The 13,782-nt window shown below is 75.4% G+C and carries 12 protein-coding genes; 9 read left to right on the top strand and 3 right to left on the bottom strand.

Translation table 11 applies throughout. The features are described from left to right. Positions 1 to 57: 57 nt before the first annotated feature. The 3 genes from msrB (at position 58) to NT8_RS13715 (ending at position 2,103) form a co-directional block, all read left to right on the top strand. Entirely contained in the window at positions 58 to 480 is a 423-nt protein-coding gene (msrB, locus tag NT8_RS13725) for a peptide-methionine (R)-S-oxide reductase MsrB (RefSeq protein WP_067968760.1), read from the top strand. A 149-nt stretch (positions 481 to 629) separates the two neighbouring features. After that, entirely contained in the window at positions 630 to 1,283 is a 654-nt protein-coding gene (locus NT8_RS13720) for a phosphatidylserine decarboxylase (RefSeq protein WP_067968757.1), read from the top strand. Then, positions 1,270 to 2,103, top strand: a complete 834-nt coding sequence (locus NT8_RS13715; protein WP_084468916.1) for a CDP-alcohol phosphatidyltransferase family protein — start codon at positions 1,270 to 1,272, stop codon at positions 2,101 to 2,103. Before NT8_RS13720 ends, NT8_RS13715 begins: the two co-directional genes overlap by 14 nt. A gap of 99 nt (positions 2,104 to 2,202) precedes the next feature. On the opposite strand, the gene hemQ is transcribed toward NT8_RS13715, so the two are convergent. Together hemQ and hemG are read right to left on the bottom strand one after the other, a co-directional pair. After that, complete coding sequence (gene hemQ / locus NT8_RS13710; protein WP_067968754.1) at positions 2,203 to 2,910, bottom strand: hydrogen peroxide-dependent heme synthase; 708 nt, start codon at positions 2,908 to 2,910, stop codon at positions 2,203 to 2,205. 112 nt (positions 2,911 to 3,022) lie between these two features. Then, positions 3,023 to 4,441 (bottom strand): protoporphyrinogen oxidase, encoded by a 1,419-nt coding sequence (gene hemG / locus NT8_RS13705; protein WP_067968750.1) that lies wholly within the window; start codon positions 4,439 to 4,441, stop codon positions 3,023 to 3,025. Between the two features lie 127 nt (positions 4,442 to 4,568). Between hemG and NT8_RS13700 the strand changes: the two genes are divergently transcribed. Further along, on the top strand, positions 4,569 to 5,756 hold the full coding sequence (locus tag NT8_RS13700; RefSeq protein ID WP_245646171.1) for a DUF4349 domain-containing protein: 1,188 nt from the start codon (positions 4,569 to 4,571) through the stop codon (positions 5,754 to 5,756). Positions 5,757 to 5,811: 55 nt separating this feature from the next. Here NT8_RS13700 and hemE read toward each other — a convergent pair whose 3' ends face one another. After that, entirely contained in the window at positions 5,812 to 6,837 is a 1,026-nt protein-coding gene (hemE, locus tag NT8_RS13695) for a uroporphyrinogen decarboxylase (protein WP_084468920.1), read from the bottom strand. 361 nt (positions 6,838 to 7,198) lie between these two features. On the opposite strand from hemE, the gene NT8_RS13690 reads away from it, so the two are divergent. From NT8_RS13690 to NT8_RS13670, 5 genes are all read left to right on the top strand, one after another. After that, positions 7,199 to 7,783, top strand: a complete 585-nt coding sequence (locus NT8_RS13690; protein WP_067968743.1) for a DUF3000 domain-containing protein — start codon at positions 7,199 to 7,201, stop codon at positions 7,781 to 7,783. A 94-nt stretch (positions 7,784 to 7,877) separates the two neighbouring features. Then, the gene (locus NT8_RS13685) at positions 7,878 to 9,146 is read left to right on the top strand and encodes a ribonuclease D (RefSeq protein ID WP_067968741.1); all 1,269 of its coding nucleotides are present in this window, start codon (positions 7,878 to 7,880) and stop codon (positions 9,144 to 9,146) included. A gap of 223 nt (positions 9,147 to 9,369) precedes the next feature. Next, positions 9,370 to 10,224, top strand: coding sequence for a tetratricopeptide repeat protein (locus NT8_RS13680; RefSeq protein WP_245646172.1), 855 nt, complete (start codon positions 9,370 to 9,372; stop codon positions 10,222 to 10,224). Between the two features lie 219 nt (positions 10,225 to 10,443). Further along, positions 10,444 to 11,646 (top strand): thiolase family protein, encoded by a 1,203-nt coding sequence (locus tag NT8_RS13675; RefSeq protein WP_067968735.1) that lies wholly within the window; start codon positions 10,444 to 10,446, stop codon positions 11,644 to 11,646. Next, complete coding sequence (locus tag NT8_RS13670; RefSeq protein ID WP_067968732.1) at positions 11,643 to 13,736, top strand: 3-hydroxyacyl-CoA dehydrogenase NAD-binding domain-containing protein; 2,094 nt, start codon at positions 11,643 to 11,645, stop codon at positions 13,734 to 13,736. Before NT8_RS13675 ends, NT8_RS13670 begins: the two co-directional genes overlap by 4 nt. The last annotated feature ends 46 nt before the right edge of the window (positions 13,737 to 13,782 follow it).

Here is a 13,782-nt window from a genome sequence, read left to right as displayed (position 1 = left end):
AGGGATGACACGGTGGCGCGTCGGCACAACGGGCCGAATGGGGGTAGCGTCCCTGGTATGGATGATGCAACGGCACCGGTCGAGCGGACCGAGGAGGAGTGGCGCGCGCAGCTGGGCCCCGAGGCCTACGCCGTGCTGCGGCAGGGCGCCACCGAGCGGGCGTGGACGGGCGAGTACGTGTCGACGACCACCACCGGGGTCTACCGCTGCCGCGCGTGCGGTGCCGAACTGTTCCGGTCGACCACGAAGTTCGAGTCGCACTGCGGCTGGCCGAGTTTCTATGATCCTTCGGACACCTCGGCGGTAACCCTGCACGAGGACGGCTCGCTTGGCATGATACGTACCGAGGTCCGCTGTGCGCGGTGCGGTTCGCACCTCGGCCACGTGTTCCGCGGAGAGGGCTACCCCACCCCCACCGACGACCGCTACTGCATCAACTCCATCGCGCTCACCCTGGAGGCGGACGACTCAGTGGAATAGCATCCTCCTTCACGGGTGCCGTCGGCCCGGGGCCTCCCCCGCCCGCCGGTCGGACGCGCCCACGCCCACCGCACGGGCGCGACCGACCGAACCTCCGGGCCTGCCCCCTCGAAGGTCCATCGCCGCAAGGCTCACGACGAAAGCTCCCCATGACCGACGTTCTCCCCTCCGCCGCGTCCTCCCGGCCGTTCCCCCGAATGGCCCGCGGCTCCGCCCCCTGGCTCGTCCCCGCTCTCGCGGTCGCGGGGGCCGCCGTGGTCGCGGCGCGCGGATCCCGGCGGCGCGCCGCCCTCGCCCTCCCCGCGGTGGGACTGGCCGCCGGTATGGCGTGGTTCTTCCGCGACCCCGACCGCGGCCCGGCCACCGGCCGCCTCATCTCCGCGGCCGACGGCGTCGTCCAGAGCATCGACGCCCAGCCCGACGGCCGCACGCGGGTCGCGGTCTTCATGAACCCGCTCAACGTGCACGTCAACCGCGCGCCCGCGGCGGGTGTGGTGACGCGGGTGGAACACCGGCCCGGGGGCTTCCGTCCCGCATTCGACAAGGACAGCGAGCGTAATGAACGCGTCATCTGGACCTTCGAAACCGAGATCGGTGCGATCGAGGTCGTTCAAATCGCCGGCGCGATGGTCCGGCGTATCGTCCCGTATTTCGCTGAAGGGCAGAAGGTGGAGCAGGGCGAGAGGATCGGCCTCATCCGGTTCGGCTCACGGGTCGACGTCTACCTTCCGGCCGGGATCGACCCGGCGGTGGAGGTCGGCCAGAAGGTCCGAGCGGGAGAAACGCGTCTTGACCGCGACTGACGACAGGCTGGTCGTCGGCGCGGCGTTCGCCGGGCGCGACACCGACGCGCCCCGGCTGCGGCTCGCGGCGGCCGACTACTTCACGCTGGGCAACGCGCTCTGCGGGTTCATGGCGGTGTGGCAGCTCGCGGCGGCCCAGTCGGCGCAGCTGTCGGCCGGCGGCGGTGGGCCGCTGGAGCGCGGCGCCGTCGCGACGGCCGTCGTGCTGCTGCTCATCGCGGCCGCCTGCGACCTGTTCGACGGGCGCGTGGCGCGCCGCTTCGGCGGCAGCGGCATGGGCGCCGAGCTGGACAACCTGGCCGACGTCATCAGCTTCGGCTTCGCGCCGGCGTTCTTCGTCGTCGCCTGGGGCACCCTCGCGGGTGACGGCGGGATCGTCCCGATCGCCGCGGCGGCGGCCGTTCTGCTGGCGGTGGTGGTGCGGCTGGCGCGGTTCTCCTGCCAGGCGCCCGGCGCCGACAACTTCACCGGCCTGCCCAGCCCGTTCGGCGCCATGGCCGTGATCACCGTCGTGCTGCTCGACCCGCCGGTCTACGTCGGCGCGGCGGCGGTGCTGGTAGTGGCGTGGCTGATGGTCAGCCGGGTCGAGTACCCCAAGCCGCGCGGCCGGCTCGCGTTCGCGGTGCTCGCCTGGATCCTGGGCAGCGTCGCCTGCCTGACCGCCTGGGCCGTCGACACCCCGGCCGGCGACGCCCTGCTGTACTCGGGGTCGAGCCTGGTGCTCGGCCTCGTCATGGCCATCCCGTTCTACGTGCTGGTGACCAGCCGGGCCGGCCGCGCCGCCGAGCCCGTGGCGGTACCCGAGGCCCGCGAGGGCTGAGCCGCCCGCAGGGGACCGACCGGACGACGGAGGGGCGCACACCCGGGTGTGCGCCCCTCCGTCCGTCCACGGGCGCCTCGGGGGCGCCGGGCGGCCGGCCTACGGCAGCGCCGCCACCAGTTCGGCGGGGCTGCGCCGGCGGCCGGTGTAGAACGGGACCTCCAGGCGGGTGTGCCGGCGCGCCTTCGCGCCGCGCAGGTGGCGCATGAGGTCGACGATGCGGTGCAGGTCGTCGGCCTCGAACGCCAGCAGCCACTCGTAGTCGTTCAGCCCGAACGACGACACCGTGTTGGCCCGCACGTCGCCGTACCCGGCGGCCATGCGGCCGTGCTCGGCGAGCATCGCCCGGCGCTCGTCGTCGGGCAGCAGGTACCACTCCAGGGAGCGGACGAACGGGTACACGCACAGGTGGTCGCGGGCCTCCTCGCCGGCGAGGAACGCCGGGACGTGGCCGCGGTTGAACTCGGCCGGGCGGTGCAGGCCGACGGACGACCACACCGGGGTGCTCGCCCGGCCCAGCCGGGTGCGGCGGAAGGAGGCGTACATCTCCTGCACCGCCTCGGAGGTGTCGGCGATCCACCAGAACATGACGTCGGCGTCCGCGCGCAGGCCCTGGACGTCGTAGGCGCCGCGGGTGGTGACGCCCTTGCGCTCCCCCGCGTCGAACAGGTCGGCGAGTTCGGCGCCGGCCGCGGCGCGGTCGACGCCGGTGAGGTCGCCGGCCTTGAAGACCGACCACATCGTGTACCGGATGAGCCGGTTGAGGTCGTCGGATCCGGACGCGGTCTGCTGCTGCCCCGTGGTCACGTGAGCCCTTCCTTGTCGGTGGTCGCGCCGGTGCCGGCGCGGGTGGCGGCGCCGGGTGCGGCGCCCGGTGCCGGCCGCGCGCCGGGCAGGCCCCGGAGCGCGGCGGCGGGGGTCATGTCCGCGCGGGCGCGATGGCCGCGGCGGTGCGGTCGGCGGCGGCGGTGGCGCCGGCGACGCAGGCCGGGATGCCGACCCCGTCGTAGGCGGCGCCGCACAGCGCCAGGCCGGGGTGGACGCCGAGCGCGGCGCGGACCCGGTCGATCCGGGCGCCGTGCCCGGCGTCGTACTGCGGGAGTCCGCCGGTCCAGCGGGAGATCCGCCGGTCGGCGGGCGGGCCCGCCACCCCGCACACGCGAGCCAGGTCGGCGGCGGCGAGGCCGGCGAGCTCGTCGTCGGTGCGCTCCAGGACCGCGTCGTCGCCGACGCGGCCGATCGAGCAGCGCACCATGATGGTGTCGGGGCCGGCGGCGCGCAGCTCCTCGGCGAGCCAGGGCCACTTCACGCTGCTGAAGGTGGCGGCCTTGATGGTGAGCCCCTCGCGCGCGGGCACCAGGAACCCGCTGCCCTCGGGCGGGCGCGGGAAGGCGGCGGCCGGGTAGGCGAGGGTGGCGATCGCCATGCTCGCGTAGGCGACGCCGGACAGGCCGGCGGCCGCGGCGGGCGCGAACGGGCGGAGCAGGGCGGCGGCGGCGGGGGCGGGGCAGGCCAGGACGACGCCGTCGGCGTCGACGCGGCGGACGTCGCCGTCGGGGCCGGCGGTGATCCGCCAGCCGGCGCCGTCGGGGCGCAGTTCGCGCACCGGCGCGAAGGTGCGGACCTCGGCGCCGCAGGCGGCGGCCAGGGCGTCGATCAGCCCGGCCAGGCCGCCGCGCAGAGAGGCGAACACCGGGGCGGGCGGGGACGCGGCGGGGCGGTCGGCGGTGATCCGGCGCACCGCCCGGAGCAGGGAGCGCTCGGTGCGGGCCAGCGGGGCGATCTGCGGCAGGGTGGCGTCGAGGGAGAGCCGGTCGGCCCGCCCGGCGTAGACGCCGCCCAGCATGGGCTCGACCAGCCGGTCGACCACCTCGGCGCCGAGCCGGGTGCCGATGTAGGCGCCCACGGGGACGTCGCCGCGCACGGGGGTGCGCGGCCAGACGAGGTCGCGCGCCGCGCGCACCGTGCCGGCCCAGGAGAGCACCCCGCTGCGGGCGAGGGCGGCGAGGTCGCCGGGCACGCCCATGACGTGCCCGGCGGGGAAGGCGCGCAGCCGGCCCCGGCTGTAGAGGGCGGCGGGCACCCGCGCGGGGTGCACGACCCGCTCGGCCAGGCCGAGGTCGCGGATGAGGTCGAGCGCCTCGGGGCGGCGGGTCAGGACGGACTCGGCGCCGGCGTCGACGGGCACCCCGGCCACGGGCGAGGCGTCGAGCTTGCCGCCGAGGCGGGGCCCCGCCTCCAGGACGGTGGCGCGCACCCCGTTGCGGGTCAGCCGGTGGGCGGCGGTCAGCCCGGCGACACCGCCCCCGACCACCACGACGTGCGGTTCACGCTGCATGCCTCCAGCTTTCCAGATGCCGGGGGCGGGGGTGCCGACACCGTGTGGTCATCCCGGCCGGGGTGGCGTGACCGAGGTGTGACCTCGGGTGCGGAACGCGGGCGCGGAGGGGGCGCGTCGAACGCGTATGGAGACGCGATTCGGCATGGTGCACGGCGGCCGCGCGGGCGCGGCCGCACTCACGCTGGCGCTGGCGACCGCCCTGCTGGCCGGGTGTTCGGGGATGGGGCAGGAGATGTCGGGGGCCGCCCCCGCCCCCGCCGCGCAGGACCGCGGGGCCGCCCCGGAGGTCGCCGAGGAGGGCGTCGAGGCCGCGGACGGGGCGGCGGCCGACGGCGGCGGCGTCGATGTGGCCGACCGCACACGGATTCACACCGCCGATCTGATCGTGCAGGTCACCGACGTGGAGGCGGCGTCGGAGGAGGCGGTGGCCTGGGTGGAGGAGGCCGGCGGGTTCGTCTCGGGCCAGCACGTGTCGACGGCGGCGGGCGAGGAGCCGAGCGCGACGCTGACCCTGCGCGTGCCGCAGGACCGCTACGAGGACGGGCTGGCGGCGCTCGGCGAGCTGGGGACGCGCTCGGAGCTGCGGCGCGACGTGCAGGACGTGACCGAGGAGGTCGCCGACGTCGACAGCCGCGTGGAGTCGGCCGAGGCGTCCCTGGACCGGCTGCGCGACCTGCTGGACGAGGCGGACACGGTGTCGGACGTGCTGGCCGTGGAGACCGAGATCAGCACCCGCCAGGCCGACCTGGAGTCGCTGCTGGCCCGCCAGGAGGCGCTGGCCGACCAGGCCGACTACGCGACGGTCACCCTGAACCTGCTGCCGCCGGCGAGCTACGTCGCCGAGACCGAGGGCGAGTCCATCGGGTTCCTCGGCGGGCTGCGCCACGGCTGGGCGGCGCTGCTGACCGCGGGGCGGGCCGTCGCGGTCGCGGTGGGCTGGCTGCTGCCGTTCCTGGTGGTGGCGGCGGTCGCCGCGGCGCCCGTGGTGGTCGTGTGGCGGCGCCGCCGAGCGCGGCGGGCGGCCGCCGCTCCGGGCGGGACGGGCGCGGGGGCGCGTCCGCTCGCGCGGGCGGGCGCCGCGGCGGCGCCCGCGGGGTCCGGACAGCGGGCGGCCGGCGCGCCGGAGTCGGCGGACGGCCCCGGCACCGCGGGCGGCCCGGCCGGAGTCGGCCCGGCTGATGGAGGCCCGGCCGAGGGCTCCCAGAGCGGACCCGACAACGGGCCCGGCCGTGCTTCCGGCACCGGTCCCGGCGGCACCGGGGACGGTCCGGTGGAGCCGGGCGGGGCGGACGCGGACGGCCCGGGCCGCTGAGCACGGCCGCCGCATCGGGCGGCGGGGTAGGCCCCGCCGCCCGATGCGGCGCCGTTCAGCGCGCGGTCTCCTCGTGCACCAGCTCGGTGAGCCGGGTCAGCACGTCGGGGTCGGTGGCGGGCAGCACGCCGTGGCCCAGGTTGAACACGTGCCCCTCGGCGGCGCGGCCGCGCGCGAGCACGTCGCGGGCGCGCTCGGCGACGACCTCCCACGGCGCGAACAGCGTGGCGGGGTCGAGGTTGCCCTGCAGCGCGGTGCCGGGCTGGACGCGCTGGGCGGCGCGGTCGAGCGGGACCCGCCAGTCGACGCCGACGACGTCGGCGCCGGCCTCGCTGAGCAGGCTGAGCAGCTCGCCGGTGCCCACGCCGAAGTGGATGCGCGGCACGTCCGCGTCGGCCAGCCGGTCGAAGATCCACGCCGAGTGCGGCAGCACCGACGCGCGGTAGTCCTCGGCGCTCAGCGCGCCGGCCCAGGAGTCGAAGAGCTGCACGGCCGAGGCGCCCGCGTCGATCTGGGTGCGCAGGAAGGCGAGCGTGATGGCGGAGAGGCGGCGCATGAGCTCGCCCCACAGCTCGGGCTCGCCGTACATCATGGCCTTGGTGCGCTCGTGGTTCTTGGACGGCCCGCCCTCGATGAGGTACGAGGCCAGGGTGAACGGGGCGCCGGCGAAACCGATGAGCGGGCGGTCGCCGAGTTCGCCGACGAGTTCGCCGACGGCCTCGGTGACGTAGTCGACGTCGTCGGGTTCGAGGTCGCGCAGCCGCTTGACGCCCTCGGCGTCGCGGATGGGTTCGGCGACCACGGGGCCGACCCCGGGCTTGATGTCGAGGTCGACGCCGATGGCCTTCAGCGGCACCACGATGTCGCTGAAGAAGATGGCGGCGTCGACGTTGTGGCGGCGTACCGGCTGGAGCGTGATCTCGACGATCATGTCGGGCCGCGCGCACGCCTCCAGCATCGGGACGTCGGCGCGGACCCTGCGGTACTCGGGCAGCGATCGGCCGGCCTGGCGCATGAACCACACCGGCGTGCGGGCCGCCGGCAGGCGCCGGCAGGCGCGGAGGAAGGGAGAGTCTTGCAGCGTCACCCCTCGATCGTGCCACGTGCCGGGCGCGTCCGCGCCGCACCCCGCGGTGCTGACCCCGAACGGCCACTGTTGCGCGGTGGCCCGGGTGGGAAGGAAGGGAAAGAGGAAGCTGGTAACGACTTCGTCGCGGCAGCGATCCCAAGATCATTACAAAAGGCCGACACGCCGGAAAAACTCCGCGTCCCCGGAGGTGACTCGTGCCACCGTCATGAGGTGCCCACCGCCACGCGCCGCACCCGTCGGCGCGCTCTGCCGCGGCGGTGCGGCCGTGGCCGACCGGGCGCCGACACGCCCGCCGGACAGGGCCTTCGGCGCGCCGCGCTCCATCCCACACATTAAGGCTGACGTTTCCACCATGTCCCCTCTCGGTAGGGTCGATGACGCGCCTCCCGCGTTCCGGCGAGCGGTCGAGAGCCTGCGCGCCCCCGCGGTCCGGCCGGAGATCACCATCGAGGACATCCCCGCCCCCCGCCGCCTGGCCCCCCATGCCGTCGCCCTGTCCGCGAACGTCGCCACCGAGAACGACGACGACGCGGCGTTCGGCCGGCTCATCGTGCTGTTCGACCCCGAGGGCACCCGCGACTGGCCCGGCCCGTTCCGGGTGGTGGCGTGGGTGAGCGCCGACCTGGAGTCGGAGATCGCCGCCGACCCCCTGCTCGGCCAGGTCGCGTGGAGCTGGCTGACCGACGCGCTGGCGGCGCGCGGCGCCGGCCACCGCGAACTGAGCGGCACGGTCACCCGTGCCACCACCGAGGGGTTCGCCGGCAAGGCCGATCAGCCGATGTCGACCGAGCTGGAGCTGCGCGCGTCGTGGTCGCCGGAGTCGGAGGAGCTCGCGGCGCACATGGCGGTGTGGCTGGACCTGCTGTCCGCCGCCGCGGGGCTGCCGCCGGTCGACGTCGCCGACATCGCCCACCGGCGCTCGCGTTCGGAGGGCTGAGACCCGCGCGCGTACCCCCGCGCGCGGGTCCCGGCCGCCGTCCGGCGACCCCCGCCGTCGCCTCCCCGGCGGCGGGAGGACATACCGTGGTGGTGTGGCGAACGTGCTGAACTCGAAGACAGGTAGTCCGGAACCGGAGAATCCACCCGAACAGGACGAGGCCGAGGTCCCTCTGCTGCGCGAGCCCAGCGGCGGACTGCCGCCCGTCGTGGCCGACGCCGAGGGCCTGGCGCGCGTGGTCGCGGACTTCGCCGCCGGCAGCGGTCCGGTGGCCGTCGACGCCGAGCGCGCGTCCGGCTACCGCTACGGGCAGCGCGCGTACCTGGTCCAGCTGCGGCGCGCGGGCGCGGGGTCGGCGCTGATCGACCCGGTCGGCTGCCCCGACCTCGGTCCGCTGAGCGAGGCGCTGGCCGGCACCGAGATGGTGCTGCACGCCGCCCACCAGGACCTGCCGTGCCTGACCGAGGTGCGGCTGCGGCCGGACGCGCTGTTCGACACCGAGCTCGCGGGGCGGCTGCTCGGCTACCAGCGGGTGGGGCTGGGGTCCATGGTCGAGCGCGTGCTGGGGGTGCGGCTGGCCAAGGAGCATTCGGCCGTCGACTGGTCGGTGCGGCCCCTGCCGGCCGACTGGCTGACGTACGCGGCGCTGGACGTGGAGGTCCTGGTCGACCTGCGCGACGCCCTGGAGGCGGAGCTGGCCGAGGCCGGGAAGCTGGAGTGGGCGCGCGAGGAGTTCGCGGCGGTGCTGGCCGCGCCGCCCAAGGAGCCGCGCCCGGACCCCTGGCGGCGGACCTCCGGCATCCACCGGGTGCGCAACCAGAGGGCGCTGGGGGTGGTGCGCGAGCTGTGGCGCGAGCGCGACCGCATCGCGCGCGAGCGCGACATCTCCCCCGGCCGGGTGCTCTCCGACGCCGGGATCGTCGAGGCGGCCACGGCGCTGCCGCGCACCACGCAGGAGCTGACGGCGCTCAAGCCGTTCAGCGTGCGCCTGGCCCGCCGCTACGCGCCGAACTGGATCAAGGCCGTGTCGCGGGCGCGCGAGCTGCCGGCGGCGGAGCTGCCGCAGCCGAGCGTGCCCGGTGACGGGCCGCCGCCCACCAACCGGTGGGCCGACCGCGACCCCGAGGCGGCGCGCCGCCTGGAGGCGGTGCGGGCGGTCGTGAGCGCGACCGCCGAGCGGATCGGCATGCCGGCCGAGAACCTGCTCCAGCCCGACGCCGTGCGCCGGCTGGCGTGGGCGCCCCCGGAGGCCGCCGACGCCGACGGGGTCGCCGGGCACCTGCGGGCGCACGGGGCGCGGTCGTGGCAGGTCGGGCTGACCGCGGAGGACCTCGCGGCGGCGCTGCGACGGGCCGTGGGCTGACCCGTCCGCGGCCGTCCGGGCGGGCGGCCGCGGCCCCCGGAAACAAGCCCATGTAACAATCTTTCCGACAAGTGACGCGATTCACTCAGCGGTTACCAGCGTCGGGGCCACGGGGACATCCCACGCCGGATTAAGTTATTGAATCGTGGCGTTGTTGATGCGGGGTGGCAAGGTTCGGCGTGCCTGGGAGCACCGGCGTGCAGAGGTGGTGAGTCGGGTGTCGATGTGGCGTTCCCTGCTGCGCAGGACAGGGTTCGCGCCGAACGGCACCCCCTCGGCCGGGGCCGGCCCCGAGGGCCGGACCCCCGCGGTGCGCGCCGCCGCGCTGGAGCGCGCGCTCCAGGACAGCCTCGCCGCCCACGGGCCCGACGACCCCCGGTCGATCGCCGCCGGCAACAACCTCGCCAGCAAGTACGCGCAGATGGGGCGGCGCGAGGCCGCCGTCTCCCGGTTCGAGGCCACGCTGGAGGCCGCCGTCGCGGTGTTCGGCGCCGACCACCCGCAGACCGACGTCATCCGCGAGAACCTCGCGTGGAGCTACGAGGACATCGGGCGGCCCGCCGACGCGGCGGACATGTGGGAGGCGCTGCTGCAGAACCGCGACACCCGGCTCGGCGCCACCGCGCCCGACACCGTCGCCGCGCGCTCCCGGCTGGCGGTCTGCTACCGCCGCACCGGGCGGCACGACGCCGCGATCGCGCACTTCGAGCGGGCGGTCGAGGACGCCGGCAGCGTCGAGGAGAGCGAGGACCTGCGCATCGGGCTGAGCCTGGCCTACAGCGGCGTCGGCCGCTACGACGACGCCACGCAGCAGCTGCGGATGGTGCTCGCCCAGCGCAACCGCCGCCTGGGCAGCCGGCACCTCGACACCCTCCTGGTCCACCACCGGCTCGGCCGCGCCTACACGCAGGCCGGCCGCCCCGAGGAGGCCGTCGAGACCCTGCGCGCGGCCTACCGCAGCGGGCTGGCCGCGGCCGGGGACCCCGAGATCCGGATGCTCACCCTGAAGATGCGCCGCGACCTCGCGGGCGCGCTGAGCGCCGTGGGCCGGCACCGCGACGCCGCCGCCCTGTTCTGAGCCCCGGCCCGCGGGCGGCCGCCGCGCCGCCCGCCACGCCGTCCGGCCGCACCGAAGGGACCCGGTCCGCCGGGTCCTTTCGGTGTTTCCGCGACCGGATCCCCCCTCTCCGCCGTGCGCGGGGCCGCGGTGTGGCAGACTGCTACTCGCGCCTGTAGTTACCGGCCAGTAGCATGTAAGCCACACGTCACCACACCGCACCACGAAGGAGGGCGAATCGTGCCGCGAACTGCCCGCGAAGTCGTGTTTGTCGACGGGGCGCGCACCCCGTTCGGCAAGGCCGGCAAGGGCCTCTACGCCGAGACGCGCGCCGACGACCTCATCGTCCGCGTCATCCGCGAGCTGCTGCGCCGCAACCCCGGCCTGCCGCCGGAGCGCGTCGACGAGGTCGCCATCGCCGCCACCACCCAGATCGGCGACCAGGGGCTCACCATCGGCCGCAGCGCCGCCCTCCTGGCGGGGCTGCCCCGCAGCGTCCCCGGGTACGCCATCGACCGCATGTGCGCGGGCGCGATGACCGCCGTCACCACCTCCGGAGCGGGCATCGCCTTCGGCGCCTACGACGTGGTCATCGCCGGCGGCGTCGAGCACATGGGCCGCCACCCCATGGGCGAGGGCGTCGACCCCAACCCCCGGTTCCTCTCCGAGAAGCTGGTCGACCCCTCCGCGCTCGTCATGGGCAACACCGCCGAGAACCTGCACGACCGCTTCCCGTCCATCACCAAGGAGCGCGCCGACGCCTACGCGGTGCGCAGCCAGGAGAAGGTCGCCAAGGCCTACGCGGACGGCAAGATCCAGCAGGACCTGGTCGAGGTGCTGGTGCGCTCCGCCGAACTCGGCTACGGCCTGGCCACCGCCGACGAGCCGCCGCGGCCCGGCACCACCCTGGAGGGCCTGGCCCAGCTGCGCACCCCGTTCCGCGCGCACGGCAACGTGACGCCGGGCAACGCGGCCGGCCTCAACGACGGCGCCACCGGCGCCATCCTGGCCGCCGAGGACGTCGCCGCCGAGCTGGGCCTGGACGCCCGGATGCGGCTGGTCGACTTCTCCTTCGCCGGTGTCGAGCCCGAGGTGATGGGCGTGGGCCCGGTGCCCGCCACCGAGAAGCTGTTCGCCCGCCAGGGCATCACCATGGACGACATCGGCCTCATCGAGATCAACGAGGCGTTCGCCGTCCAGGTGCTCGCGTTCCTGGAGCACTTCGGCGTCGCCGACGACGACGCCCGCGTCAACCCGTGGGGCGGCGCCATCGCGCTCGGCCACCCGCTGGCGTCCTCCGGCGTGCGGCTGATGATGCAGCTCGCCCGCCTCTTCGCCGAGCGCCCCGACGTCCGGTACGGCCTGACCACCATGTGCGTCGGCATGGGCATGGGCGGGACCGTGCTGTGGGAGAACACGAACTGGGAGGGGTACACCAAGTGAGCAGCGCCATCGAGCAGGCTCGGGAGCTCTTCGCCGACGAGGTCGTCACCCGCGCCCTCGCCCGGGACGTGCAGCTCCCGTACGGCGCGGGCACGGCCGTCCTCATCACCCTCGACAACGGGCACGACCACACCAAGCCCAACACGTTCGGCCCGGCCGGGCTGCTGAGCCTGGACGCCGCCATCGAGGCCGCCCGCGCCCGCACCGACATCGTCGCCGTCGCGGTCACCGGCAAGCCGTTCATCTTCGCCGTGGGCGCCGACCTCACCGGCGTCCCGCTGCTGCAGACCCGCGAGCAGGCGCACGCGATCGGCAAGCTGGGGCACGACGTCTTCCGCAAGCTCGGCGAGCTGCACGTCCCCACCTTCGCGTTCATCAACGGGGCGGCCATGGGCGGCGGCGTGGAGGTGGCCCTGCACTGCACCTACCGCACCGTCTCCTCGGGCGTCCCGGCGTTCGCGCTGCCCGAGGCGTTCCTCGGCCTGGTCCCCGGCTGGGGCGGCACCTACCTGCTGCCGCGGCTGATCGGCGCCGAGAAGGCGCTCAAGCTCATCATCGACAACCCGCTGGCGCAGAACCGCACCATCAAGGGCCCGAAGGTGCGCGAGCTGGGCATCGCCGACGCCATGTTCGAGCCGGCCGACTTCGTCGAGGAGTCGCTGCGCTGGGCGGCCCGGGTCGTCACCGGCGAGGTCACCGTCGAGCGGCCCGAGGTCGACACCGGCGCGGCGTGGGACCAGGCGGTGAACAACGCCCGGTTCGCGGTCGAGGGCAAGCTGCACGGCGCGGCCCCCGCGCCGCTGCGCGCGCTGGACCTGGTCGACGCGGCCCGCACCCGCACCCGCGACGAGGGGTTCGCCGCCGAGGACGACGCCCTGGCCGACCTCATCATGAGCGACGAGCTCACGGCCGGCCTCTACGCCTTCGACCTGGTGCAGAAGCGCGCCCGCCGCCCCGCCGGCGCCCCCGACCGGTCGCTGGCCCGCCCCGTCACCAAGGTCGGCGTCGTGGGCGCCGGGCTGATGGCCGGGCAGCTCGCCCTGCTGTTCGCCCGCCGGCTCAACGTGCCCGTGGTCATGACCGACCTCGACCAGGAGCGCCTGGACAAGGGCGTCGGCTACGTGCACGGCGAGGTCGACCGGCTGCACGCCAAGGGGCGGGTCTCCGCCGACGCGGCGAACCGGCTCAAGGGGCTGGTCACCGGGTCGCTGACCAAGGACGCGTTCGCCGACGCCGACTTCGTCATCGAGGCCGTCTTCGAGCGGATGGACGTCAAGCGGCAGGTGTTCGCGGAGGTCGAGGCGGTCGTCTCCCCCGACGCGGTCCTCGCCACCAACACCTCCTCGCTGTCGATCACCGAGATGGCCGCCGACCTGCGCCACCCCGAGCGGGTCGTCGGGTTCCACTTCTTCAACCCCGTCGCGGTGCTGCCGCTGCTGGAGATCGTCCGCGGCGAGCGGACCGACGACGCCACCCTGGCGACGGCGTTCGCCACCGCCAAGGGCCTGAAGAAGACCGCCGTGCTCTGCAAGGACGCGCCCGCGTTCGTGGTCAACCGGCTGCTCACCCTGTTCATGGGCGAGGTGCTGGGCGCCGTCGAGGAGGGCACCGACCCCGAGGTCGCCGACCGCGCGGTCGCCCCGCTGGGCCTGCCGATGTCGCCGCTGCTGCTGCTCCAGCTCGTCGGCCCGGCGGTGGCGCTGCACGTGGCCGAGACCCTGCACGCCGCGTTCCCGGACCGGTTCGCGGTGTCGGAGCAGCACCGGAGGATGGTCGAGGCGGGCAAGACCGCCGTCTACGGCCCGGACTTCCAGATCGACCCCGAGGTCAGGGCGCTGTTCACCGGCGGCGGCACGCCGTCCGGCGAGGCCGACATCCTCGACCGGGCGCTGCGCGCGCTGGCCCGGGAGATCCGCATCATGCTCGACGAGGGCGTGGTGGCGGAACCGGCCGACATCGACCTGTGCCTCATCTCGGGGGCCGGGTGGCCGTTCCACCTGGGCGGGATCACCCCGTACCTGGACCGGACCGGCATCTCCGAGAAGGTCAACGGCGCCCCGTTCCACCAGGGCCGCCCCAAGGCCCTGTAGCGCGGCCCGCGCCCCCGCCCGCCTCCGGCGCACCCCGGAGGCGGGC

The organism is Nocardiopsis trehalosi NBRC 14201, from assembly GCF_001552555.1.
GTDB lineage: Bacteria > Actinomycetota > Actinomycetes > Streptosporangiales > Streptosporangiaceae > Nocardiopsis_B > Nocardiopsis_B trehalosi.
This window is presented reverse-complemented; position numbering and strand designations above follow the sequence as displayed.